This window comes from Streptococcus macedonicus ACA-DC 198 (assembly GCA_000283635.1).
Lineage (GTDB): Bacteria > Bacillota > Bacilli > Lactobacillales > Streptococcaceae > Streptococcus > Streptococcus macedonicus.
Genome location: HE613569.1, coordinates 1,421,785 through 1,445,048 on the forward strand (window position 1 = coordinate 1,421,785; position 23,264 = coordinate 1,445,048).

The 23,264-nt window shown below is 39.1% G+C and carries 18 protein-coding genes and 1 pseudogene; 6 read left to right on the forward strand and 13 right to left on the reverse strand.

Annotation, left to right across the window (positions count from 1 at the left end):
• Nucleotides 1-50 precede the first annotated feature (50 nt).
• From ndk to hemW, 7 genes and pseudogenes are all read right to left on the reverse strand, one after another.
• Nucleotides 51-467, reverse strand: coding sequence for a nucleoside-diphosphate kinase (ndk, locus tag SMA_RS07065; RefSeq protein ID WP_014294908.1), 417 nt, complete (start codon nucleotides 465-467; stop codon nucleotides 51-53).
• Nucleotides 468-799: 332 nt separating this feature from the next.
• Nucleotides 800-970 carry a hypothetical protein gene (locus SMA_RS07070; protein ID WP_014294909.1) on the reverse strand — a complete coding sequence of 57 codons (171 nt, stop codon included), beginning with the start codon at nucleotides 968-970 and terminating at the stop codon, nucleotides 800-802.
• Nucleotide 971: 1 nt separating this feature from the next.
• Nucleotides 972-1,652 (reverse strand): TIGR01906 family membrane protein, encoded by a 681-nt coding sequence (locus tag SMA_RS07075; RefSeq protein ID WP_014294910.1) that lies wholly within the window; start codon nucleotides 1,650-1,652, stop codon nucleotides 972-974.
• Nucleotides 1,642-2,415, reverse strand: coding sequence for a TIGR01457 family HAD-type hydrolase (locus SMA_RS07080; protein WP_013852052.1), 774 nt, complete (start codon nucleotides 2,413-2,415; stop codon nucleotides 1,642-1,644). The genes SMA_RS07075 and SMA_RS07080 overlap by 11 nt, the downstream gene beginning before the upstream one ends.
• A 60-nt stretch (nucleotides 2,416-2,475) precedes the next feature.
• Nucleotides 2,476-3,099: pseudogene (locus tag SMA_RS07085) on the reverse strand (NUDIX hydrolase N-terminal domain-containing protein).
• Nucleotides 3,099-3,827, reverse strand: coding sequence for an acyl-ACP thioesterase domain-containing protein (locus SMA_RS07090; RefSeq protein WP_014294911.1), 729 nt, complete (start codon nucleotides 3,825-3,827; stop codon nucleotides 3,099-3,101). Before SMA_RS07090 ends, SMA_RS07085 begins: the two are co-directional and overlap by 1 nt.
• A gap of 4 nt (nucleotides 3,828-3,831) precedes the next feature.
• Nucleotides 3,832-4,962, reverse strand: coding sequence for a radical SAM family heme chaperone HemW (hemW, locus tag SMA_RS07095; protein ID WP_014294912.1), 1,131 nt, complete (start codon nucleotides 4,960-4,962; stop codon nucleotides 3,832-3,834).
• A 138-nt stretch (nucleotides 4,963-5,100) separates the two neighbouring features.
• On the opposite strand from hemW, the gene SMA_RS11075 reads away from it, so the two are divergent.
• Nucleotides 5,101-6,449 (forward strand): IS3 family transposase gene (locus tag SMA_RS11075; RefSeq protein ID WP_115266054.1). Its coding sequence is split into 2 segments (ribosomal slippage): nucleotides 5,101-5,542 and nucleotides 5,542-6,449, totalling 1,350 coding nucleotides; the frame shifts between segments, so codons are not numbered across the junction.
• A gap of 59 nt (nucleotides 6,450-6,508) precedes the next feature.
• Here SMA_RS11075 and glmM read toward each other — a convergent pair.
• From glmM to cdaA, 3 genes are all read right to left on the reverse strand, one after another.
• Complete coding sequence (gene glmM, locus SMA_RS07110) at nucleotides 6,509-7,861, reverse strand: phosphoglucosamine mutase (protein ID WP_014294913.1); 1,353 nt, start codon at nucleotides 7,859-7,861, stop codon at nucleotides 6,509-6,511.
• Nucleotides 7,862-8,002: 141 nt separating this feature from the next.
• Entirely contained in the window at nucleotides 8,003-8,959 is a 957-nt protein-coding gene (locus SMA_RS07115) for a CdaR family protein (protein ID WP_014294914.1), read from the reverse strand.
• Nucleotides 8,956-9,801, reverse strand: a complete 846-nt coding sequence (gene cdaA, locus SMA_RS07120) for a diadenylate cyclase CdaA (protein ID WP_014294915.1) — start codon at nucleotides 9,799-9,801, stop codon at nucleotides 8,956-8,958. The genes SMA_RS07115 and cdaA overlap by 4 nt, the downstream gene beginning before the upstream one ends.
• A gap of 105 nt (nucleotides 9,802-9,906) precedes the next feature.
• On the opposite strand from cdaA, the gene murT reads away from it, so the two are divergent.
• The 3 genes from murT (at nucleotide 9,907) to SMA_RS07135 (ending at nucleotide 13,564) form a co-directional block, all read left to right on the forward strand.
• Complete coding sequence (gene murT / locus SMA_RS07125; protein ID WP_014294916.1) at nucleotides 9,907-11,250, forward strand: lipid II isoglutaminyl synthase subunit MurT; 1,344 nt, start codon at nucleotides 9,907-9,909, stop codon at nucleotides 11,248-11,250.
• Nucleotide 11,251: 1 nt separating this feature from the next.
• Entirely contained in the window at nucleotides 11,252-12,040 is a 789-nt protein-coding gene (gene gatD / locus SMA_RS07130) for a lipid II isoglutaminyl synthase subunit GatD (RefSeq protein WP_012962182.1), read from the forward strand.
• A gap of 267 nt (nucleotides 12,041-12,307) precedes the next feature.
• Entirely contained in the window at nucleotides 12,308-13,564 is a 1,257-nt protein-coding gene (locus SMA_RS07135) for an ISL3 family transposase (RefSeq protein WP_014293928.1), read from the forward strand.
• A gap of 128 nt (nucleotides 13,565-13,692) precedes the next feature.
• Here SMA_RS07135 and eno read toward each other — a convergent pair whose 3' ends face one another.
• Nucleotides 13,693-14,991, reverse strand: a complete 1,299-nt coding sequence (gene eno, locus SMA_RS07140) for a surface-displayed alpha-enolase (RefSeq protein ID WP_014294917.1) — start codon at nucleotides 14,989-14,991, stop codon at nucleotides 13,693-13,695.
• A 209-nt stretch (nucleotides 14,992-15,200) separates the two neighbouring features.
• On the opposite strand from eno, the gene SMA_RS07145 reads away from it, so the two are divergent.
• Nucleotides 15,201-15,650 carry a DUF1694 domain-containing protein gene (locus SMA_RS07145; RefSeq protein WP_014294918.1) on the forward strand — a complete coding sequence of 150 codons (450 nt, stop codon included), beginning with the start codon at nucleotides 15,201-15,203 and terminating at the stop codon, nucleotides 15,648-15,650.
• Here SMA_RS07145 and SMA_RS07150 read toward each other — a convergent pair.
• A complete protein-coding gene (locus SMA_RS07150; protein ID WP_014294919.1) occupies nucleotides 15,647-16,762 on the reverse strand; it encodes a glycerate kinase family protein in 1,116 nt (371 codons plus the stop codon). The genes SMA_RS07145 and SMA_RS07150 overlap by 4 nt on opposite strands.
• A 73-nt stretch (nucleotides 16,763-16,835) precedes the next feature.
• On the opposite strand from SMA_RS07150, the gene SMA_RS07155 reads away from it, so the two are divergent.
• Nucleotides 16,836-17,330, forward strand: coding sequence for an NUDIX hydrolase (locus SMA_RS07155; protein WP_014294920.1), 495 nt, complete (start codon nucleotides 16,836-16,838; stop codon nucleotides 17,328-17,330).
• Nucleotides 17,331-17,377: 47 nt separating this feature from the next.
• On the opposite strand, the gene SMA_RS11080 is transcribed toward SMA_RS07155, so the two are convergent.
• On the reverse strand, nucleotides 17,378-23,254 hold the full coding sequence (locus tag SMA_RS11080; protein ID WP_014294921.1) for a pullulanase: 5,877 nt from the start codon (nucleotides 23,252-23,254) through the stop codon (nucleotides 17,378-17,380).
• Nucleotides 23,255-23,264 lie beyond the last annotated feature (10 nt).

Here is a 23,264-nt window from a genome sequence, read left to right on the forward strand (position 1 = left end):
AACTAAAAAACAAGCGCCATTAGGCGCTTATCCGTTACTAAATTATTAAATTATTCCCCAAACCAGAGGGCGATTTCACGTTCTACTGATTCTGGTGAGTCTGAACCGTGAACAATGTTAAATATTGCGCCACCTTCGTCTGGTGCTTGAGCATAGTCTCCGCGGATTGTCCCTGGAAGAGCTTCTTTAGGATTTGTCGCTCCCATCATTGTACGCCATGAAGTGACGACTTCATTTCCAGACATAACGCCAGTAATTACTGGACCACTTGTCATAAAATCAACGATTAGTGGGAAAAATGGGCGGTCAACCAAATCAGCATAATGTTTTTCTAATAATTCTGGGGTTGCCATGCGCATCTCCAATTTTTCAATTGTAAAACCACGTCGTTCAATACGGTGAAGCACCTCACCAACAAGCCCGCGTTTCACGCCATCTGGTTTAATCATAAAGAAAGTTTTTTCCATGTAAACAATCCAACCTATCTAAATAAATTCAGTTTTTATTTTACCATAAAAGAAAACTTTTGAAAAATATTAAAAGGTGTTTTCACTAAAACTTTAGTAAGTTTCATGACATTCTATTCCTGCTAAATCCTAAATACCAGTTTTGGAACCATTCGAAACAGCACAGCAAGTTAAAATAAGGCTTTGTCCGTACACATTTTGGCACCCGATTCGGGTGCGTTTTTTTGTGCCCTTACAGATAATTTCAACAAAACTAAGTAATTTTATTTTACTCTTTAAAATACTAAAAAACAAGCGTTTTCAAGGCGCTTGTTTTCTGTTTTATAATCCCTCTAATTCACCAACCAACCCCAGAAAAATGGGAGGGCAAAGGCAATTAAGCCACAAATCACAAAGAGGGATTTCAGCCATTTTTGAGGGATAGTCGTTGATTTAATCCAAAGAAGAATGGCAAACAGCCACGAAACGGCAAATAATAGCCAATAATACCATGCAAGGGACATCTTAATCGTTCCTTTCTACCTTAATGGTTTTCGGATGTTTCTGTTGGTCTTGCAGACGTTTAGCCAATTGACGGCGAGCAATGACAACTAAGCCAATCATAATAACTTCGTAAGTGACAAAGAAAATGATAAAACAATGCAAGAAAAATTCCTCTGGTAAAACCCAGATAATTGGGTCTGTGGCTGGGTTGAACAGCCATGTTGAATCACCAGGGAAAAGCACTTCATGAAATAGCGTAAAAAATTGGTCAAAGCCAATCAGCAATCCTGCTACTGCAATTAGCACAGGTAAAACAGCTGCTAAAGTAAACGCTCTTTGATGTAGAAAAAGTGATTTTTCAGCTCTGCTATTTTTCCAAAAACGCCAAGACGGATACAGCAGCACCACAAAAACAGCTTGCGCTAGGTGAAATAAATGCTTAACGTCACGAAAATGCTTGAGCCCGTCTGTTGATGACGGGAAATCTGGCATAGAAAGGGTGTGCGAAAGTGGATTGGTCAGATAGGTCATCAGAATATTAAAGTTTTTCAAGAGGTCGTCTTTTGTAATCGTGACTTGAAGGGTTAGTTTGAGCCAATCAACTTCCAAAGGGTAAATCAGCCAAGCACCATAAATAGCTACCAAGACAGCTAGAGCAAGGAGCCAGAGCCAAGTGCTAAACGTCCAAAGTTTATTTTTCATCAAAATTCCATTCATCTAAGCTAGCAAGGACATGGTCAGGTTTTACTGGAAGGGTAGGTACTTCTTCTGGTTTGGTGAAACCAGTCGTCACAAGCAAAGTAGCAATATCATTTTGAATTCCTGCCATAATATCTGTTAAATAATTATCACCAACCATGATAGCTTCTTCACGTTTAACCCCCAGAACATCCAAAGCTTTATTCATGATAATCGCATTTGGTTTGCCGATAAAGACTGGCTGCACACGTGTTGCAGTCTCCAAGAGTTTATTAATCGAACCAGCCCCTGGCATTAACCCACGCTCCGTTGGGATATTCAAATCAGGATTCGTTCCAATAAAGACTGCTCCTTTTTGTATGGCAAGCGTTGCAATGGCAAGCATTTCATAAGTTAGTTGCGTATCTAGTCCGACAACCACATATGCTGGATTTTCAGTATCTTCAACATAGCCAGCCTCAGCAATAGCTGTTTTCAAACCCGTTTCACCAATCACATAAACTGTTTTTCCACGATTCATGTCATTCATGTAATCAATCGTCGCCATTGTTGCTGTATAAATCGTTTCAAGCGGTGTATGCACATTGAATTGTGTCGCAAGCATTTCTTGAACTTTTTCTGGTGTGCGAGTTGTATTATTCGTCACCAAAACATACGGAATATTGCGTTCTTGCAGACGTTGAATAAAACGTTCCCCAGCAGGAATACGATTTTTCCCTTTGTAAATTGTTCCATCTAAATCAATCAAATAGCCTTTATAAGTCATTCTTTCCTCCATTTTTACAACACTAAAAAGACTTTCTAGCTAAAAAGTCTCTGACCGTCCTTAGTCAATTAGTGTTTTCCAATTCTCATCGTGATAAGCAGTAAAGCACATCACAATCTGCTCTTTCGTTGTCTTAGATTCAGCAAGCTCAGGCAGGTTGTCACACGCAAAATAGCCACTTGCTATCATTTCTAAATTCTTTGTAAACTGCCCACCTTTGGCATGGCATAATGAAAAAATCTTACAAATCTTGTGAGCAGAAACTGGTTGATTGTGTTTTTCACGGTCTTGAATAGCAATCTCGCGCTCCAATTGCACATCAAGTCCAGCCTCTTCTTTCACCTCTTTAAGCGTGTTTTCCGCCACAGATTGGTCAACATCACACCAACCACCTGGCAGCGCCCACTTCCCATTAGCTTCTTGCACTAGTAAAATCTTGTCATCTTGAAAAATAGCTGCGCGTGTATCGATTTTTGGGGTTTGATAGCCCGTTTCGTTAGCAAACAAATCAGCCACTTTCTGAGCTGGTAACTGCGATAATTCAGCCATCATTGCAACTGAAATCTCTCAAATTTCCTTAAAACGTTCAATATCATACTTATCACGACCATAAGCTAGCCCTACTTGTGCCAAAGATTGCAAACGAACAAGCCAATCAACCCACTTCTTATCATCAACAGTTATTATTTTTCCTTCCACTCGATGCGAGCTTGTGCATGAACAGCACCTTGGGTAACAATTTCATGTTTTGTTATCAAACCATCTGTTTCAACACGTGATTTAATATCATGCCCATAATGAACTTCTTTTACGTATTTAAGATTAATATGATGCGGAATGTGTTCTTTTAGAAATTCTACGTCCAACACATCATACATCCATTCAAGATATTTACTATTGTTAACATGACCATTCAAATCAAGGTCAAAAAAGCGAACGTGATAAGTTGTTTCTTCTGGATTTTCCAAGCTTTCGTAACGAGGACCACGATAGATTTTTTTAATCTTTTCAACCTCATAAACGTCAACGATTTCATCAATAACAGTGTGAACCTTTCTGCTATCATAATCCATGAGGACAAAAGTCGAATGAATCGTCATGATTTTATCACCAGATTCACCATAAACATTAAAATCACGGTAACAAAAGAGCTTATTATAAGCCGTAGGTACCGTTTCAATCACGATATTTTCAGTATATTTTGGCAAACGCTCGATTTCAATCGCATATTCTGTGATAATCCAAACAAGATTGTACGTTTGATAAATATAATCATCACTCATTCCCAGACTAAGTGACTGTTTCCCTGAAACTTGCAACACTAACGATAAAAGTTGCGGCAATTTCATGTTGTGATTAATGTCACTTTCGTAAAAAGGTACTTGATAATTTTCTTGATAACTTAATCCCATGTCATTACTCCAATATAAATCTCTCTGCTACCGTGTCTCCTAAAAAGAGACCTTTTTTAGTCATTCGAACCACCTTATCATCTGATACCAAAAGGCCCTGCTGACAAAGTTCTGTCACGATCTGACCATAATGTTCTTCGAAAGACACGCCAAACTTTTCTTCAAATTTTGCAATAGAAACACCAGATTTCTTACGCAAGCCCAAGAAAAGTTCTTCTTCCATCATTTCGTCCTTGGTCAAGACCTCCTCTGACAACCTAGCATTTCCTTCAGAAACAGCCTTTAAATAATGTTGAATCGGCCCACGGTTACGATAACGAACACCGTTTAAATACCCAGACGCCCCAGCACCGACACCATAATATTCCGCATTATCCCAGTACATCAAATTATGACGACTTTCAAAACCTGGCTTGGTAAAATTAGAAATTTCATAATGCTCAAAGCCATTAGCTTCCAATTCAGCAATAATGTACTCAAACATTTCCACCTCAAGGTCCTCTTGGGGCAAATTCAATTTTCCACGACGCATTTTATTCATGAAAACCGTGTGATGTTCTAAAATCAAACTATACAAACTCAAATGAGGAATATCCAGCGCTATCGCCTTAGCAACATTTTCCTTAACATCTTCCATCGTCTGACCAGGAAGTGCATAAATTAAATCAATCGAAATATTGTCAAAGCCTGCTGTTTTCAAATGGTCAATCGTCGAATAAATTTGTGATTCATTGTGGCTACGCCCAATTCTCTTTAATTGCTTATCATTAAAAGTCTGAACACCAAGCGACACACGATTAACAGCAGATTTCTTCAACACTTCAATCTTGTCATCCGTCAAATCCCCAGGATTTGCTTCAATGGTAAATTCTTCTAATACGCTCAAATCTAAATGCTTTGTCAAATTCGTCAGCAAGTACTCCAGTTGTTCTGCCGTAATTGAGGTTGGTGTTCCACCACCAATATATAAAGTACGCAACTTCTTAATATCATAAGACTCAAACTCACGAATAAGAGCCTGCAAATACTCATCGACAGGCTGGTTCTTAATAAATACCTTTGAGAAATCACAATAATAACAAATCTGCGTACAAAAAGGAATATGTACATAAGCTGATGTTGGTTTTGTTAGCATGACGCTATTATAACATTTTTAAGTGAGATAACCAATGAATTATATACAATAAAATCTTAGCAAGCAAAAAAGGAGAGCACCACTGTGAACTGCACCCCAAAAGTTAGACAACAAATCTAACTTTTGGGGTGTTTTTCTATGAAATTAAGTTATGAAGATAAAATTGAAATCTATCGCTTACGACAATCTGGTTGGACATGGTCTAAAATCAGTCAAACATTTAATATTAGTAAGTATAACCTTCAATACATGGTCCGTCTTATTGATATACACGGATTGGAAAGCGTTTGTAAAAGGAAAAATAGGTATTATTCTCCTGAACTAAAGCAAGAAATCATAAAAGAAGTTCTGATGAAAGGTAGGTCTCAGCTAGAGGTTTCTCTAGATTATGGATTACCAAATAAGGGAATGCTTCCTAATTGGATAGCGCAATACAAGAAAAACGGGTATACTATTCTTGAGAAATCAAGAGGGAGACCTGTAAAAATGGGACGCAAACCAAAGAAAAAACTTGAAGAAATGACTGAATTAGAGCGTCTTCAATATGAAAATGAGTACCTTAGAGCGGAGAATGCCGTACTAAAAAAGTTGAGAGAACTCCGATTGAGGGACGAAGCAAGGCTCAAAGAGCAACAGAAATCATTCAAGGACTAATCAATGTATTTGATTTAAGAATCCTACTTAATATTTTGAAGTTGTCTCGATCAACCTACTATTATCAGGTTAAACGTCTAACCCAGGTAGATAAAAACAAAGAATTAAAAGAAGCTATTCAAAATATTTATTCTGAGAACAAAGGGAGATATGGTTACCGTAGAATTCACCTCGAACTTAAAAATCGAGGCTATAAAGTTAACCATAAGAAAGTTCAACGTCTGATGACAGAACTTGGTTTGAAAGCTAGAATCCGTGCGAAACGTCGCTATAACTCTTATAAAGGTGAGGTCGGCAAGAAAGCTGATAATCTCATTAAGCGTCAATTTAAAGCTGCCCAACCACTTAAGAAGTGTTATACCGATGTAACAGAGTTTTCAATTCCTGCTAGTGATCAAAAATTGTATCTATCACCAGTTCTTGATGGCTTTAACAGTGAGATTATTGCATACAATTTATCTACCTCGCCAAACTTACAACAACTTAAAACAATGCTTTCCGAGGCTTTTCCTGAACAAACTTATCAGGACACTATTTTACATAGTGACCAAGGATGGCAATATCAACACACTTACTACCATCATTTTCTTGAGGAGCATGGAATGAGACCGTCCATGTCGCGTAAAGGAAATAGCTTAGACAACGGCATGATGGAATCTTTCTTTGGAACATTGAAGACAGAAATGTTTTATGGGTTTGAGAAGGAATTTACTTCTCTCGAAACATTGAAAACAGCTATTTCAGAATATATCAACTACTACAACACTAAACGAATCAAACTTACATTAAAAGGACTAAGTCCTGTGCAATACAGAACTCAATCCTTAACTTAAATATTTAGTCTAACATTTGGGGGTCACTTCACTGCTCAATCCTTTTTCATTTATTTTAATTAGTCGATTCCAATTTCTTTACGAACGACATCAGCGATAGTATCGACATAGTAGCTTACTTCTTCATCGGTTGGAGCTTCTGCCATAACACGAAGAAGTGGTTCTGTACCACTTGGGCGGACCAAGATACGACCGTTTCCATTCATTTCAGCTTCCATTTTACTGATAATATCAGCGATAGCTGGTACTTCCATGGCTTTGCTCTTCATGCTATTTTCAACACGAACATTCACTAATTTTTGTGGGTAAATAGTAACTTCGGCAGCCAATTCAGAAAGTGATTTGCCAGTTTCTTTCATCACTTTTGTCAATTGAATAGCTGTTAACTGACCATCCCCGGTTGTGTTATAGTCCATGATGATAACATGACCTGATTGTTCACCACCAAGGTTGTAACCAGATTTACGCATTTCTTCAACAACGTAACGGTCACCAACTGCTGTAATCGCTTTGTTAATCCCTTCACGGTCAAGCGCCTTGTGGAAACCAAGGTTTGACATAACCGTTGTAACGATAGTGTTGTGAGCTAATTGTCCACGTTCTGACAAATATTTGCCGATAATGTACATGACTTTATCACCGTCAACAATGCCGCCATTTTCATCAACAGCAATCAAACGGTCGCTATCACCGTCGAATGCCAAACCAACTGCTGCGCCAGATTCCTTAACCAATTCTTGCAATTGTTCCGGGTGAGTCGACCCAACACCATCATTGATGTTAAGGCCATCTGGTTTTTCACCGATAACAGTAATATCAGCATCCAAATCCAAGAAAACATCACGTGCTGATACAGATGCAGCTCCGTTAGCGGTATCAAGCGCAACTTTCATTCCCTCTAAGCTAACACCTGTTGAAACAAGAAATTTTTCGTATTTACGAAGTCCTTCTGGATAGTCAACTAATGTTCCTAAACCTTCAGCTGAAGGGCGTGGAAGCGTATCTTCTGGAGCGTCAAGTAATGCTTCTATTTCGTCTTCTTGGTCATCAGCCAATTTAAAACCATCGCCACCGAAGAATTTAATCCCATTATCCAATGCAGGATTGTGACTAGCTGAAATCATAACACCAGCGCTCGCTTTTTCTGTACGAACTAGGTAAGATACCCCTGGAGTTGCTAGAACACCAAGCTTGTAAACTTCAATCCCAACAGAAAGAAGCCCAGCAACCAAGGCAGATTCTAACAATTCTCCTGAAATACGTGTGTCACGTGCCACAAATACTTTTGGACGTCCTGTTTCATGCTGACTGAGAACATAGCCACCAAAACGTCCCAATTTAAACGCCAATTCAGGTGTCAATTCGATATTGGCTTCTCCACGAACACCATCTGTACCAAAATATTTTCCCATTATTTTACTAGCGAAAAATCGCTTCCTCCATTACTAAATTCATTTCCTAAGATAATCTAAAATAATAGTTTCATTATAAAAATCACATTTCCATCTTAAATTATCATTAATTCATTGATATATAATCTTTGTTATTATCTATTATTTTTTCGTTACTGTCAACTGAACAGTCACAACAGAAGGGTCAACAGTCACATTATTTGCTGATAAATTCACGCTGACACTTGTGTCTTTTGTAACATTAGCAATATCAACATTAGCAACAACTTCATCCACCGCATCCAAAGCATCCTGACTACCAGAAATCGTTACTTGGCTTTGGCTTAATTTGTATGAAATGTCAGAGATTTTATCACTCATCTCTCCTGTTGTTTTCACAGTTACTGGAACTGTTTTTGTCAATTTTTTCACGGTCACTTCTAATTTGGCTTTCGAAGGGTTAATAGCACTAGCTAAAATTGTGCCGTCTGCTGCCACAGCCTGCAAGGCTACGCGTCCACTGTAATTACTGTCCAATACTTTTGTTTCTGGCAATTTAGCAACCACATGGTCAATTTGGTCAATAATTGATTCCGAACTTGTAATTTCAACTTCAGAAATATTTGTCGAAACTTTTTTCAACTCATAGCCAGTAGCCAATTGACTAGAATCTACTTCACCTTGAACTTCAAATGTTTTTGTTTTCTTTTTACCGATTGTTACTGAAATGCTACTTGGTGAAGCTGTCGCTGTAACCCCTGACGGCAAATCTGTCACTTGCAAAGGAACGGTCTGTGTCCCCTCACCCAAGTTTGTCAAATCAGCTACTACCTTAAAACTTCTTGTATCACTATTAATCTCAGAATCCAATTTGACACGATTAATCGATGTCAGATAAACCTCTGTTTCATAAGAATAACCACTAATAAAATACTTATCAGTATCATATTTAATATCAATGGGAACATTCTCCAAAGTATGGGTATAAGTTTCTGTTGTCCCCGATACTTGCGAGCCTGTCCGTGTGTAATTACTTGATGCGGCTGTTAAAAATAGGAGAATGGAAAAGACAATGGATACAATAACCAACCAAAATTGAGTATTGAAAAATTTCTTCATTGTTTCTTCCTCCAAATCTTATGATACCAGTTTTCTTCCTCTACTTCTGTGATTAATTGTGTTCGAAGAATAGCTTCAAAGTTTTCTTTGGTCAAATCGTGTAAGAATTCACCTTTTGACGTAATTGAAATACCACCTGTTTCTTCTGAAACAACAATCGTTAAGGCATCAGAATTCTCTGACAGACCAATCGCTGCGCGGTGACGTGTCCCAAAATTTTTTGAAATCGCCATTGATTCTGACAAAGGAAGATAAGAACAAGCCGTCACAATTTTATTGCCTCTGATAATGACAGCACCATCATGCAAAGGCGTATTGGGAATGAAAATATTAATCAATAACTGACTTGAAATATCCGCGTTCAAAGGAATCCCTGTTGAAATATATTCCTGCAAAGTTTGCGTGCGTTCAATTGCGATCAAAGCTCCAATCTTACGCGGACTCATGTAAGCCACAGATTTCACCAGTGCTTCAACCAACTTTTCCTCGTCACTCACTTGCTGTGTTTGTAGGAAAACTTGTGTTGAACGGCCAAATTTCTCAAGACCAGAACGAATTTCAGGAGCAAAAATAACCACACCCGCAATAACACCGTAGGTGATGACTTGATTCATCAAGTAAGTAATCGTTGTAAAGCCAATCCATTCAGCTACAAACTTTAGTAAAATGAAGAACACGACCCCTTGAATCAAGGACATGATTTTCGTACCCGCAAAGGCTTTGATTAAACGATAAATAAAATACGCAACAATTAAAATATCCAAAATGTGAACGACAATTGTCCATGGGTTTTCAACTAAAGTTGCCCAAAATTTAGCATCAATAGCCGTAAAATTACTCATACATGCATCTCTTTTCTCTAACTAATTAAAACTGCCTTTCTATTATACCACGTTTAAAATAGATTTTCTTTATTAGAATATATCTTTTTGTGGTACAATATTTCTATGAAAGTAAACACACTTATGGGAATCACAGCTGGGAAGTCAGCTCACTTTGTCCTTTCAAAAATGGGACGTGGCTCAACTTTGCCTGGAAAAATCGCCCTCAAATTCGACAAAGATATTTTAGATAATATCGCTAAAGATTATGAAATCGTTGTGGTAACAGGAACAAACGGTAAAACTTTAACCACTGCTCTTACCGTTGGGATTTTACGTGAAGCTTTTGGTGAAATCGTCACAAATCCAAGCGGTGCCAATATGATTACTGGGATTACTTCAACTTTCTTGACAGCCAAAAAAGCCAAATCTGGTAAAAAAATTGCCGTGCTTGAAATCGATGAAGCTAGTCTGCCAAAAATCACAGAATACATCACACCAAGTCTCTTTGTATTCACCAATATTTTCCGTGATCAAATGGACCGTTACGGTGAAATTTACACCACTTACCAAATGATTTTAGACGGTGCTGCCAAAGCTCCAACAGCAACAATCTTAGCCAACGGAGACAGCCCACTTTTTAATTCTACAAACGTGGTAAATCCTGTTAAATATTATGGCTTTGACACTGAAAAACAAACTCCAGAACTCGCACACTATAATACCGAAGGAATTTTGTGTCCACAATGTCAGCAAATTCTAAAATACAAATTGAACACCTATGCAAACCTTGGTGATTATGTCTGTGACAATTGTGGTTTCCACCGTCCAAAACTCGATTATGCCTTGACAGAATTGACAAAAATCACCAATACAACTTCTGAATTTGTCATTGACGGTCAAGATTACAAAATCAACGTCGGTGGTCTCTATAACATTTATAACGCTCTTGCTGCGGTGTCTGTTGCTGAATTTTTCGGAGTTGCTCCTGAAAAAATTAAAGCTGGTTTTGATAAGAGTCGCGCCGTTTTTGGACGCCAAGAAACCTTTAAAATCGGTGATAAATCTTGTACCTTGGTTCTCATTAAAAATCCAGTTGGCGCTAGTCAAGCACTTGATATGATTAAATTAGCCCCTTATCCATTTACACTTTCTGTCCTACTCAATGCCAATTACGCTGACGGAATTGACACCAGTTGGATTTGGGATGCTAACTTCGAGGCTATTTTAGATATGGATATTCCTCAAGCATTTGCAGGTGGTGTTCGTCATTCTGAAATTGCTCGTCGTTTGCGTGTGACAGGCTACGATGAAAACAACATCACCGAAGCCGAAAGTCTCGAGGATATTATGGCTTTAATTGAATCACAAACAACTGAGCACGCCTATATTCTTGCAACTTATACCGCTATGTTGCAATTCCGAGAAATTCTAGCTAGTCGCCATGCCGTTGGAAAGGAGATGAATTAAAATGACTTACACTTCGCTACAATCTCCTAACACAAAAGATTACAACTATGAGTTAAACGTTGCCCACCTTTACGGCAATCTGATGAATACCTATGGTGACAATGGTAATATCCTCATGATGAAATATGTCGGTGAAAAGCTTGGAGCTAAAATGACCTTTGACATTGTTTCATTAGGGGATACCTTTGACGCTGATTACTACGATATGGTTTTCTTTGGTGGTGGTCAAGACTATGAACAAACTATTGTCGCCAAAGACCTTCCAAGTAAGAAAGAAGCCATTGCTGACTTCATCAACAAAGACAAAGTCATTCTAGCTATCTGTGGTGGTTTCCAACTCCTTGGTCAATACTATGTTCAAGCCAATGGTGAAAAAATCAATGGTATTGGTGTTATGGGGCATTACACCCTCAATCAAGAAAACAATCGTTTCATCGGAGATATCAAAATTCATAACGATGAATTTAACGAAACTTACTATGGGTTTGAAAATCACCAAGGTCGAACATTCTTGTCTGATGACGAAAAACCACTTGGTATCTGTGTTTACGGAAATGGTAATAACAAAGAGGACGGCACTGAAGGTGTTCATTATAAAAATGTCTATGGCAGCTACTTCCACGGACCTATCCTCTCACGTAATGCCAACCTTGCTTACCGCCTAGTGACAACAGCTCTAAAAAATAAATACGGTTCTAGTATTACACTACCAAGTTACGATGACATTCTTTCAAAAGAAGTCGCCGAAGAATATGCCGATACTAAAAGTAAAGCTGAATTTGAAAAATAACCTTAAAAGGATTGCAGTTTATCGCAGTCCTTTTTCTTTATAACCAAGCTTTCTAATTACCATAACAAAGCCACCTTAACCAAAAATTAAGCACTTTTAAAGCAGAGATTATTAGGTATTAAACAACCTCTAGCCATATTTAAATTAGCTCTATAATTTCTGTAGTGGGTAACTCCACTGTGGAATTATAGGGCTTTTTGAATATACACAAAAAGTCCCATATGACTTATAATGAAAAGCGACCAAACTCACATTAGAAAGCATCATATGGAACAACTCTATCATACTACACAATTGATTGGAATTAAAGACAAAAATATCACGTTGAACAAAGTTTTGAAACACAAGACACACATTGAGATGATAGCTACACTGGACTACGCTCCTGGAAACTGTAATCACTGTCAGGGAAAACAGATAAAATATGACTTCCAAAAGCCATCGAAAATACCATTTCTTGAGGTGGCTGGCTTCCCCAGTCTTATTAGGCTCAAGAAACGGCGTTTTCAATGCAAGAATTGTCGTAAGGTAACCGTCTCTGAAACCAGCTTGGTACAGAAAAACTGTCAAATCTCTGAACCTCTCAGACAGAAGGTCGCGCAAGCCTTGGTCAATCGTCAAGCCTTAACACACATTGCTCAGGATTTAGCGATTTCAACCTCTACCGTACACCGAAAACTCAGGGAATTCACTTTCAAAGAGGACTTCTCTCGTCTGCCTGAAATCCTCTCCATCGATGAGTTTTCGTATCAAAAAGGAAAGCTTGCCTTCATTGCACAGGATTTTGAGACCAAGAAAATCATCACCATCCTTGAGAATCGGACACAAACAACCATTCGCAATCATTTCTTCAGGTATTCTAAAGAGGCTAGGAACAGCGTGAAAGTCGTTACCGTTGATATGTCTGGCAGCTACATCCCGATGATTCCTAAGCTCTTTCCCAAAGCTAAGATTGTTATTGACCGTTTCCACATTGTTCAACACATGAGCCGTGCTCTTAATCACACACGTATTCAACTTATGAAACAGTTCGACAAGAAATCTTTAGAATATCGTGCCCTCAAATACTACTGGAAATCCGTGCTGAAAGACAGTCGTAAACTCTCTCTAAACAGCTTTCGTTCAAGGACTTTTGGAGAAACGCTCACACCAAAAGAATGTTTGACCGAGATATTCCACCTTGTCCCTGAGTTGAAAGGGTATTATGACCTCTACCAGCTCCTACTGTTCCACCTGCAAGAGAAAAACGCTGACTACTTCTTTGACTTGATTGAAGAAGCCTTACCACATCTCAATCAAACCTTTAAAACAGCTCTGAGAACTATCCTTCACCACAAGCAACACGTCATAAACGCTATTGAGCTTCCTTATTCTAACGCCAAACTGGAGGCAACCAACAAACTCATCAAAGACATCAAGCGTAATGCCTTTGGATTCAGGAACTTTGACAACTTTAAAAAACGTATCTTTATCGCTTTAAACATGCAAAAAGAGAAGACGCATTTCGTCTCCTCTCGTGCTTAGCTATAAGTCACCCACTACAGTTGACAATGAGTCTTTAAATTTTAATCACAGAATTCAGCTATCCTTTATACACAAAAAAAGAGCCTATCCAAAATAGATAGACTCTCAAAACGTTGATATATCAACGATTATTTTTTAAGGTTGTAGAATGATTTCAATCCACGGTATTCAGCTACTTCACCAAGTTGGTCTTCGATACGAAGCAATTGGTTATATTTAGCGATACGGTCAGTACGTGAAAGTGAACCAGTTTTAATTTGACCAGCGTTAGTTGCAACTGCGATGTCAGCGATTGTTGAATCTTCAGTTTCACCTGAACGGTGTGATACAACGGCAGTGTAACCAGCTTCTTTAGCCATTTCGATAGCTTCGAATGTTTCAGTCAAAGTACCGATTTGGTTAACTTTGATAAGGATTGAGTTAGCAGCTTCTTCTTTGATACCACGTTCAAGGTATGAAGTGTTAGTTACGAAGAAGTCATCACCGACCAATTGAACACGATTACCAAGACGTTTAGTAAGTTCTTTCCATCCGTCCCAGTCGTTTTCGTCCATTGCATCTTCGATTGTAATGATTGGGTATTTGTTAACCAATTCTTCAATATAATCGATTTGTTCTGAAGCAGTACGTTTAGCTGCGCCTTCACCTTCGAATTTAGTGTAGTCATAGATTCCGTTATCGTAGAATTCTGATGAAGCACAGTCAAATCCAAGGAATACATCTTCACCTGGTTTGTAACCAGCAGTTTCGATAGCTTTGATGATTGTTTCTACGGCATCTTCAGTTCCGTCAAATTTAGGAGCAAATCCACCTTCGTCACCAACAGCTGTTTCAAGACCACGTTCTTTAAGGATTTTCTTAAGAGTGTGGAAGATTTCAGCACCCCAACGAAGAGCTTCTTTGAATGTAGGTGCACCAGCAGGTACGATCATGAATTCTTGGAAAGCGATTGGAGCGTCTGAGTGAGAACCACCGTTGATGATGTTCATCATTGGAGTTGGAAGAACTTTAGTGTTGAAACCACCAAGGTAGCTGTAAAGTGGAACTTCAAGGTAGTCTGCTGCTGCACGAGCTACGGCAATAGAAACACCAAGGATAGCATTTGCACCGAGTTTACCTTTGTTTGGAGTACCATCTAGAGCGATCATTGTACGGTCGATAGCTTGTTGGTCACGAACATCGAAACCGATGATTGCTTCAGCGATGATGTTGTTAACGTTGTCAACAGCTTTTTGAGTACCAAGACCGTTGTAACGAGATTTGTCTCCGTCACGAAGTTCAACTGCTTCGTGTTCACCAGTAGAAGCTCCAGAAGGAACCATACCACGTCCGAATGCACCTGATTCAGTGTAAACTTCTACTTCAAGTGTTGGGTTACCGCGTGAGTCAAGGACTTCGCGAGCGTAAACATCAGTAATAATTGACATTATCTTACTCTCCTTATGAGTTTTTAATATTTTTACACTAAAATAATACCATAATATCGCCACTTAGGCAAATAAAAACGAGAAATTTTGAAAAACCAATTTAACTTTCATACCCTTTTTTCAAAATACTTTATGCGCTTACGGCTGAGAAATGACAGTTTCATAAATTTAACTTATAATGAAGTTAAGAAATAATCGAGGTTAATAGTATGAGTGATTTAGAAAGTAAAGTTTTACATGCTGCTGCAGGGGAAAATCGACTTAATCCTGATGAACAACGACGCTATTTTGGAACATTTGCCGAACGTGTGGTCTTGTCAATACCACTTGATGACAGTCATTTGGAAGATACTAAAGCACGTTTCGAGGATATTTTAAAACATCTAGCGAGTGATTATGACACGTTATTTGTCAAAATTTCGCCAAAATTAGCGGTTGCCGACCAATGTTACTATATGAAAATAGCGCAAAATCTTGAAATTCAAGCAACAATCGTTGATGAAAAAAATGTGCATTCACCTTATGGGATTATCGTTCATTCGAATCAAGCTGAAAATGTTGACAATCCACTGTTAGCAGTACGTTTTCCACAAGCACATAACAAACCAAAAGAAGCCCCTAAAAAGAGCTTCTGGTCAAAATTATTCAATAAAGATTAACGTTTGGTAAAGGCTAGCAGATTGCCAATATTTTGGGCGGTGCGTTCTAGATTTTGAGGTGCCTGCGCTAGCGTATTTTCCAAAGAATCAACGCCTGAGATAATCGGAAAAGCTGCTTGAATATTAGCAACTGGAAAGTCTGGCAAATCATCTTTTAAGCTACCGCAAATGGCAATAACTAATTTGCCTCTTGGCGTACGACTAGCAACGCCAAAAGGGGCTTTTCCAGACAAGCTTTGCTTATCCATGCGTCCCTCACCAACAATGACGACATCCGCAACTTGGACTCGACGGTCAAAGTTAAGCATATCAAGGACTGCGTCGATACCAGAGATAATTCGTCCGCCAGTAAACGCAGCTAGCCCTGCTGCCATTCCGCCGCCTGCTCCTGCTCCCGCTAAATCGAGGATTACTGGGAAGAAGTTTTGGTAAAATTGCTCCATATCCTTATCAACACTTGCAAATTTTTCGTTTGCAAGTCCTTTTTGACCACTAAAAACATAGGTTGCGCCATTAGGACCGCATAGTGGATTGGTAACGTCAGTAATAATTGTTAGCTCAACTTGTGATAAATCCCAATGGTAATCTTCATAGGAAATCGTTGTGATGTTTCCAAGATTATCACCAACTGCAGCAACTTTTTGGCCAGACTCGTCAAAGAAACGATAGCCTAATCCTGCTGCCATTCCGATACCACCATCATTAGTGGAACTGCCACCAACGCCAATCATGATTTTTTTGATACCAAGGTCAACAAGATGTCCAATCATTTCACCAACACCTTTTGTCGTTAATGTTAACGGATTGCGCTTACCAAGTGGAACTTTTTCCAAGCCACATATGTCAGCCATTTCAAAAACAGCTAATTGACCATTGGTCGCATAGTGAGCTTCCACAGGCTGACCTAATGCTCCCGTAACAATATGGCTATCACGCCTTAGGTGCAAGCCATCAGTTAAGGTCTCCAAGGTTCCTTCGCCACCGTCGCCAATCGGCATTAAGTCAAAGGTCGCATTTGGCAGTGCTTTTTTAAATCCCCTTTGAATGTCTTTTGCCACATTAAGGGCAGATAAACTTTCCTTAAATGAATCGGGTGCTATCAATATGTGCATGGTACCAACTCCCCTTCATATGTTACTATATATACTATTATATAATTTTTTGAACGAAAGAAGTTAGAAAAACATGAAAAAATGGGATGCTTATTTAGCAAATGGGCAGAAAACAGGTCATATCTTAACACGTGGTCAGTCAATTCCTGATGATTTGTACCACTTGGCAGTAGATTGTTTGGTGCAAAATGTTAACAATGATATTTTGTTTGTGCAAAGACATTCAGAAAAAGAATCTTTTCCAGGATTTTTTGAAGCTAGTGCAGACGGATCTGCTCTTTATGGTGATGTTTCTAAACAAGCTGTCCGATATGAGTTACTGGAAGAAACTGGGCTTGTACCAGTTGAATTAATATTTTCAAAAAGGACTGTTTACAAAGATGACAACTGTATCATGGATAGCTACCTTACTCTGGTAAATTCTCCCAAAGATACCATAACTCCCCAAAATAGCGAAACCATCTCGTACCAATGGGTGGCAAAAGAAAAGTTAAAAGCATTTTTAGAAACACACCCAGTCGTTCCACGACACCGCTTACTGATAGAAACATTGTTTTTAGATGATTAAGAGGCTAGGATTGTATTCCTAACCTCTCTTTTTGTGCCTACTGTAAGTTATTGTGATTTTTTGCGGCGTTTGAGTTCGAGCAAAGCTATGCTTGCTAGGCTTAAAACACCTGAAAAGGTAAGAATTGTGCCATCTTTTTCACCTGTCGCTGGTAAAGTATCAGTAGCATCAGTACTTGATAGTGTTTCAAGATTGGCATCTACTGTGATAGGTGTAGTTGTCGTTTCCACGACAGAAGCTTGTGCTTGATCATCAGGTGTCACGCCATTTTCAGCTGAGGTTTGTGTTGTCATATCTGATGATGATTGAGTAGCTTCTTGAGCATAAATAATGCCGTATTGACTAAAATGTTCCGTATCAAAGATGACAAATTTCAATGTTTGTCCTGCCACAGTACGGCTGATTTCTTCAAATGCTAGTGACTGTGGTTGTCCGTTTTCTGGGAGATAAAAGACTTGAGCAACAGTCTTACCAGCATCAATTGGTAAAATAACTCGCGCTGTTTTTGTAATAGCTAAGACATTTCCAAAATTGTCGGTTGGCTGAATATCAAACAAATCGTAATCTGTTCCCTTTATAACTTCTGGTGTTTTGACATCATTTGTTTCTTGGTGACTTACCTTGATTTTCTTAATGTCATCACGTTCACCTGCTCCTAAAATAACGCTAACACCACTTGCTTCATCATAAAGCGTGCGTTCCGTTTCAGCGCTAGCTTTTTTCAAACGTAAAATGGTAGCTGTTAGTGGCTCGAGGGTTAATCCTGTTTCAGTCATTGTGACACCGCTTGGATTTTCTATCGCTTCTACTCCTGCTTGTTTACCATCTGCAATGATTTCAGCTGATAGGAGATTTCGGTAATCATCTGTCAATACGAAATCACGCGCCACGGTATCTGCATTGATAAAAACAGCGTAAATATCGCCATTGCCAGCAATTGTTTGATAAGCAATAATCAAATCTTCTTGGCCAACACCATTTTCATTTGGAATGGTTATCAAGCTCACATTGCGGTCAACTTCTTCTTTGGTTTTAAGCGTAAAAGCATCGGTTGAGCGGCGAATGGCAATCAAACCTTTTGTGTAAGCTTGGCTTTGCGTATTTTCTGGGTAAGCTTCGCTATCTGTGGCTTTAGCCCAATCAAAATGATTAATCGCATCTGTCGAATCATAAGAATCACTGATGAAATATGGGTATTCAAACGGTGTGCCGTCAGCATTGGTCAAGAAATCAGATTTTGCTGGCACTTTATCTGCTGAAACTGGTGTCTTGTAATCCTCGTCAAGGAATTGTTTCGTACGACCGTACTCTTGACCAGAATGAATAAAGGCAGTTCCTTGTGATGTCAAGACAATAAGGTTTCCTAAACGCAAACGACGTTGGATTTCTGCCTCATTTTCAGCAACAGCTGGATCTTTTTGAATGGATTTTGCAATCACATCATGAAGCGTTAAATTGTCATGAGCAGCAATGTATTGAATCACATCACCTGTGTCATCTGCAGTAAAATTGCTTGGCTGAGCTTTAATATTATTAAAGAGTGTTTGCAAATCTTTTGCGCCACCTGTAATAAATGCTGCCGCTCCTTCACTTGGATAACCTGATTTGAGGAGGTTACGAATGTCATCAGAGAAAGAAGCGACGCTATCAGTTTGTGACATCCAAGTCTGGTCTGCTGGTTGTCGGCTATCATTAGCATCTCCAGCATAAGAAATCCAGCCCTCGCCCAGCATGATAATATTCGGATTCAGTGCTTTAGCCGTATCATATGCCATTTGCACCGTTTCGGCATCCAAATCTCCCATCATATCAAAACGGAAACCGTCAACTTTGAACTCATCAACCCAATAAGCAATTGAATCAAGCACCAAACGTCTTGTCATATAATGCGTTGTTCCTGGTCGACCGCCACCAAAGCTTGTTTTAGCTGTTCCATCAGCTTCCATAAAATGATAATAATTTGGCTCCAAATCTTCAAGAATAGCAAGGTCAGCTGTGTGATTGTAAACCACATCAAGAATAACACCCATCCCACGTTTATGGATTTCAGCAATCAAATTCTTAAATTCCTCAATGCGTTTTGCTGGGTCAGTTGGGTCTTCTGAATACATTCCTGTCAAAGCAAAGTAGCTCTGTGGGTCATATCCCCAGTTATAATTCGTATTGCTAGAAGCATAGTCCGTCAAACGCTCAGCATTCGCCAATTCATTGACATAATAATAGCTCATCACTGGCAAAAGTTGAATATGCGTCACGCCAAGCTCTTGAAGGTAATCTAATTTTTCAACAAAGGCTGCAAAAGTCCCAAATTGATGTTGGAGTTCATCTGAAATAGCGGTATCTGATGTGAAATCACGAACGTGTGCTTCGTAAATAATAGCATCTTCACGGTCTGTGTATCCGCTAATATCAGCGTAGGTCAATTCTTGATTGCCAATTGTACTAGTATCTACAATCGCAGCTTTTGCTACCTTGTATGACGGGTCAGTTCCAATCAAATCACTATTCCATTCCGCTAACGATTTGGCATAAGGGTCAAGTGCGAGAACTGTTTCATCTCCACGTGTGATTTCATAATGATAATAATAACCACGATAATCAGAAACACCAAGACCTGATTCTTGCGTCAAAGCTGCTAACCATTCGCCCTTATCACCTTTAACCATAGCAATCTTTCCAACAACCTTAGTTTGGTCATCGTTATCATAAAGAACCACCGAAACACTATCTGCACTTGGTGACCAAACGGTCAAATCAACACGTGCTCCTTCTTCTGACACGCGCGCGCCTAACTCACCATCATAGGCATAAAGAGAATCTGTATGTTGCCAATTGGTCTTAGCTTGATAGTCATCACCAGCATAACTAACAGTGTATGGTGCTAAAAGTTGTGAAAAATCACCAACAATCGTTAACTGATTAGCTTCAGGATTCAATACAAGGTCAGAAATAGTCATCAGATTACCATCTTTATCAGTTACCTTAACATTTTCAAACAAGTCATCCTTATCAGCGTCAGCTAAATTGCTAACGATAGCAACAATCTCTGTCGGACTTGTTTGCCGAGCTGATGTCAAACGAACAGTGCTTACAAAATATGGATTCGTGTAAATTGTCTTATCCTCGTCTTTCAAGAAAATTTGTGTGTGATTAGCTAAATCTTTAAAGCTATAATTGTCTGGCTGAATTTTGGCATCATCGCCCTCCTTAGACTCATCTAGTAAGAGAAATCCAAGTTCATTGAAATCTGATAGGGCAATATCCACATAAACGCCATATTTACCTACATTTTCAAAATCAATGCCGTCTGGCCATGACCCCAAACGGTCTGTAACGGAAGAATCAACACTTCCCCAAAGCCAAAGGGCTAAATTGTCATAATTGCCATCACTACGATAGTAATTAATTCGAATCGTTCCTTCTTCAAGTGGTTCGTAATAATTAATCGCGTAGTTCTCATCAAACCAAACTTCATTCATCTCTTGACTGATTAAATTGACAACTTTATCGCCTGTCAAATTATCACCATTGGTATTATTGATGAGCAACCCTACTTTCTGACGATTTCCGTCCACCAATTTCATATCAATATAATAGCCATAGCTATCTTGTTTTAGATTGGATAAATTGATAGCGCCATTTGGCCAAGATTCTGACGGTGTTTCAACGTCTTCCCAAGTCCACAATCCCAAACTAGACAAATCATCTGTCGGCAAGGTTTTAAAATGAATGCGAATGGTATTTTCGGCAATTGGTTCTTCTTCAGTTTGTGCAATAAAAGCAGACGTAATTGCCCCTGTTGACACTTTAAGAAGCATGGTACCGCCAGCTGAAATGGCTGGTGTTTCAAGGTCAAGATAATAAGCGCCATCTTCGCCAAGCACCGCTTGGTAAGTTTGACCGCTATAATAATCTGTCACCACGGCATCATCAGACAATAACAAACGAAGAGTCTGGCTTTCATCTTTAAGATTATACAAAATGTACGCAGCATCCGTATCATTTTCACGTTTAGCCAGTAGCCATTGTTGACTATCATTAACCGCTACCGTGCTATGTCTCCCATGTGCTAACAATTCACTGTTGTCACGACGAAAGGCTAATAATTTTTGGTAATGTTCCAGAACATCATTGCCCTCAACATCATCCCAGTCAAACCCGTAACGATTATCGTAATAAGGCCAGTTATTGGCACCAGATTGACCGAGTTCCTCACCATAATAAATCACAGGCTGACCTTTGGCGGTCAATAAGAGCGTTGCAGCAACTTTTAATTTGGAAAGGTCACCACCAATGCTATAAAGGAAACCATCTTCGTCATGACTACCAAGGAATTGTGCCAAAGTGTAAGAACTTGTCAACACATCATTACGCGCGATTAATTCTTCATTGGCTTGTTTCAGATTGCCGTTAACAAGCAACTTCGCAATATCTTTAAAGCCAAAGTCCAGTAAGCTATCCATGCTGCCAGTACCCAAGTCGCCTTTGGTGTCCTTATAGCTCGCTCCCCAACTTTCACCTACCAGATGAAAATCCGCATCTTTCAGCGCCAGCTCATTTTTAAAATATTGCCAAGTAGTGTCATCAACGTTCTTGACAGTATCTACACGAAAGGCATAGATACTATTGCCTTTTGCAGTTGTTGACTTTTCAAGCCAAGCTGTTTGCCATGCTACCAACTGCTCACGGACAGTTTTTTCTTCAGTTTTGAAATCAGGCAGACCAGATTGCGAACCTTGAATGTCGTCGCCCTTGTCCTCCTCTGCTGTCCGAACCATACCTGCAAATGTTTCTTCCGTACTATAACCAGAATGGTTCAAAACCACATCTACAATAATATTGATACCACGCTCTGCCGCTTCGTCAATTAATTCATGGAAATCATCAAGTGTTCCAAGATGTGGATTGAGCGTTTCAAAATCACTTGCCCAGTAACCATGATAAGCATAGTATTCCATGCCTTCTTCGGTACCCACATTTTGTGGAATATTTTCCACAATTGGTGTTACCCAAATGCTCGTTACGCCTAGTTTCTTAAGATAATCTAATTTTGCTGTTACTCCTTTGAAATCCCCACCTTTATAAGTACCAGCTTGGTTAATCACTCCATCATAATCTTGATTGTAAGGATTGTCATTGCTAGTATCACCATTATAAAAACGATCTGTCAGCATGAAGTAAATCACTTGTTCATCCCAATCAAGTTCACCTTCTTGCTTAACACGTTCTGTAATGGTTACCATAACAGTTGTATCATAATAACCGTTGTCACTATCATAGACACGGACAGGTAAGTCATAGTCTCCAGGCGTTATGTCGGAAGTTGCTGTGATTGTCACACGATTAAGCTCAGGTGAAATTTCAATAATGCCTCCACCAATTGCTGTTGTATCGACTTGCATACGTGTAATGTCAACATTTTCAGGATTCGTAACAACAACATCAATCAAGTCAGTTTCGTTATAATTAAACGAACGATAACTGCTGGCTGATACAGTCACTTGATGAACACCAGGCGTGGCTTTTGAAAAATCTTGCCCAGTAACTGTCGCAATATAATATGGGTTGGTGTAAACTGTCGTATCATCATTGTGCAAGAAGATTTGGCTATGACTATCGCGTTCTGAGAAGCTCAAATCAATCGTTTTATTGCCGACACCATCTGGGTCATTTTGATTAACCAATAAAAAGCTAATGTTAGAATCTAATAATTTTGATAGCGGAACATCAACATAATGTCCGTATGCTCCCTCTTGCGTGAAATCAAGGGCATCAGTTGGCCAAGTTGAAAATTCACCTGCCACATCTCCCCATACCCAAACGCCCCAACCATCATAATCGCCGTCATCACGTTGGTAATTTATTCGAATAATACTATTATCAGCTAGAGGTTTGTAGGTATATGTCTTAAAATCAGAGGTCACCCAAACTTCG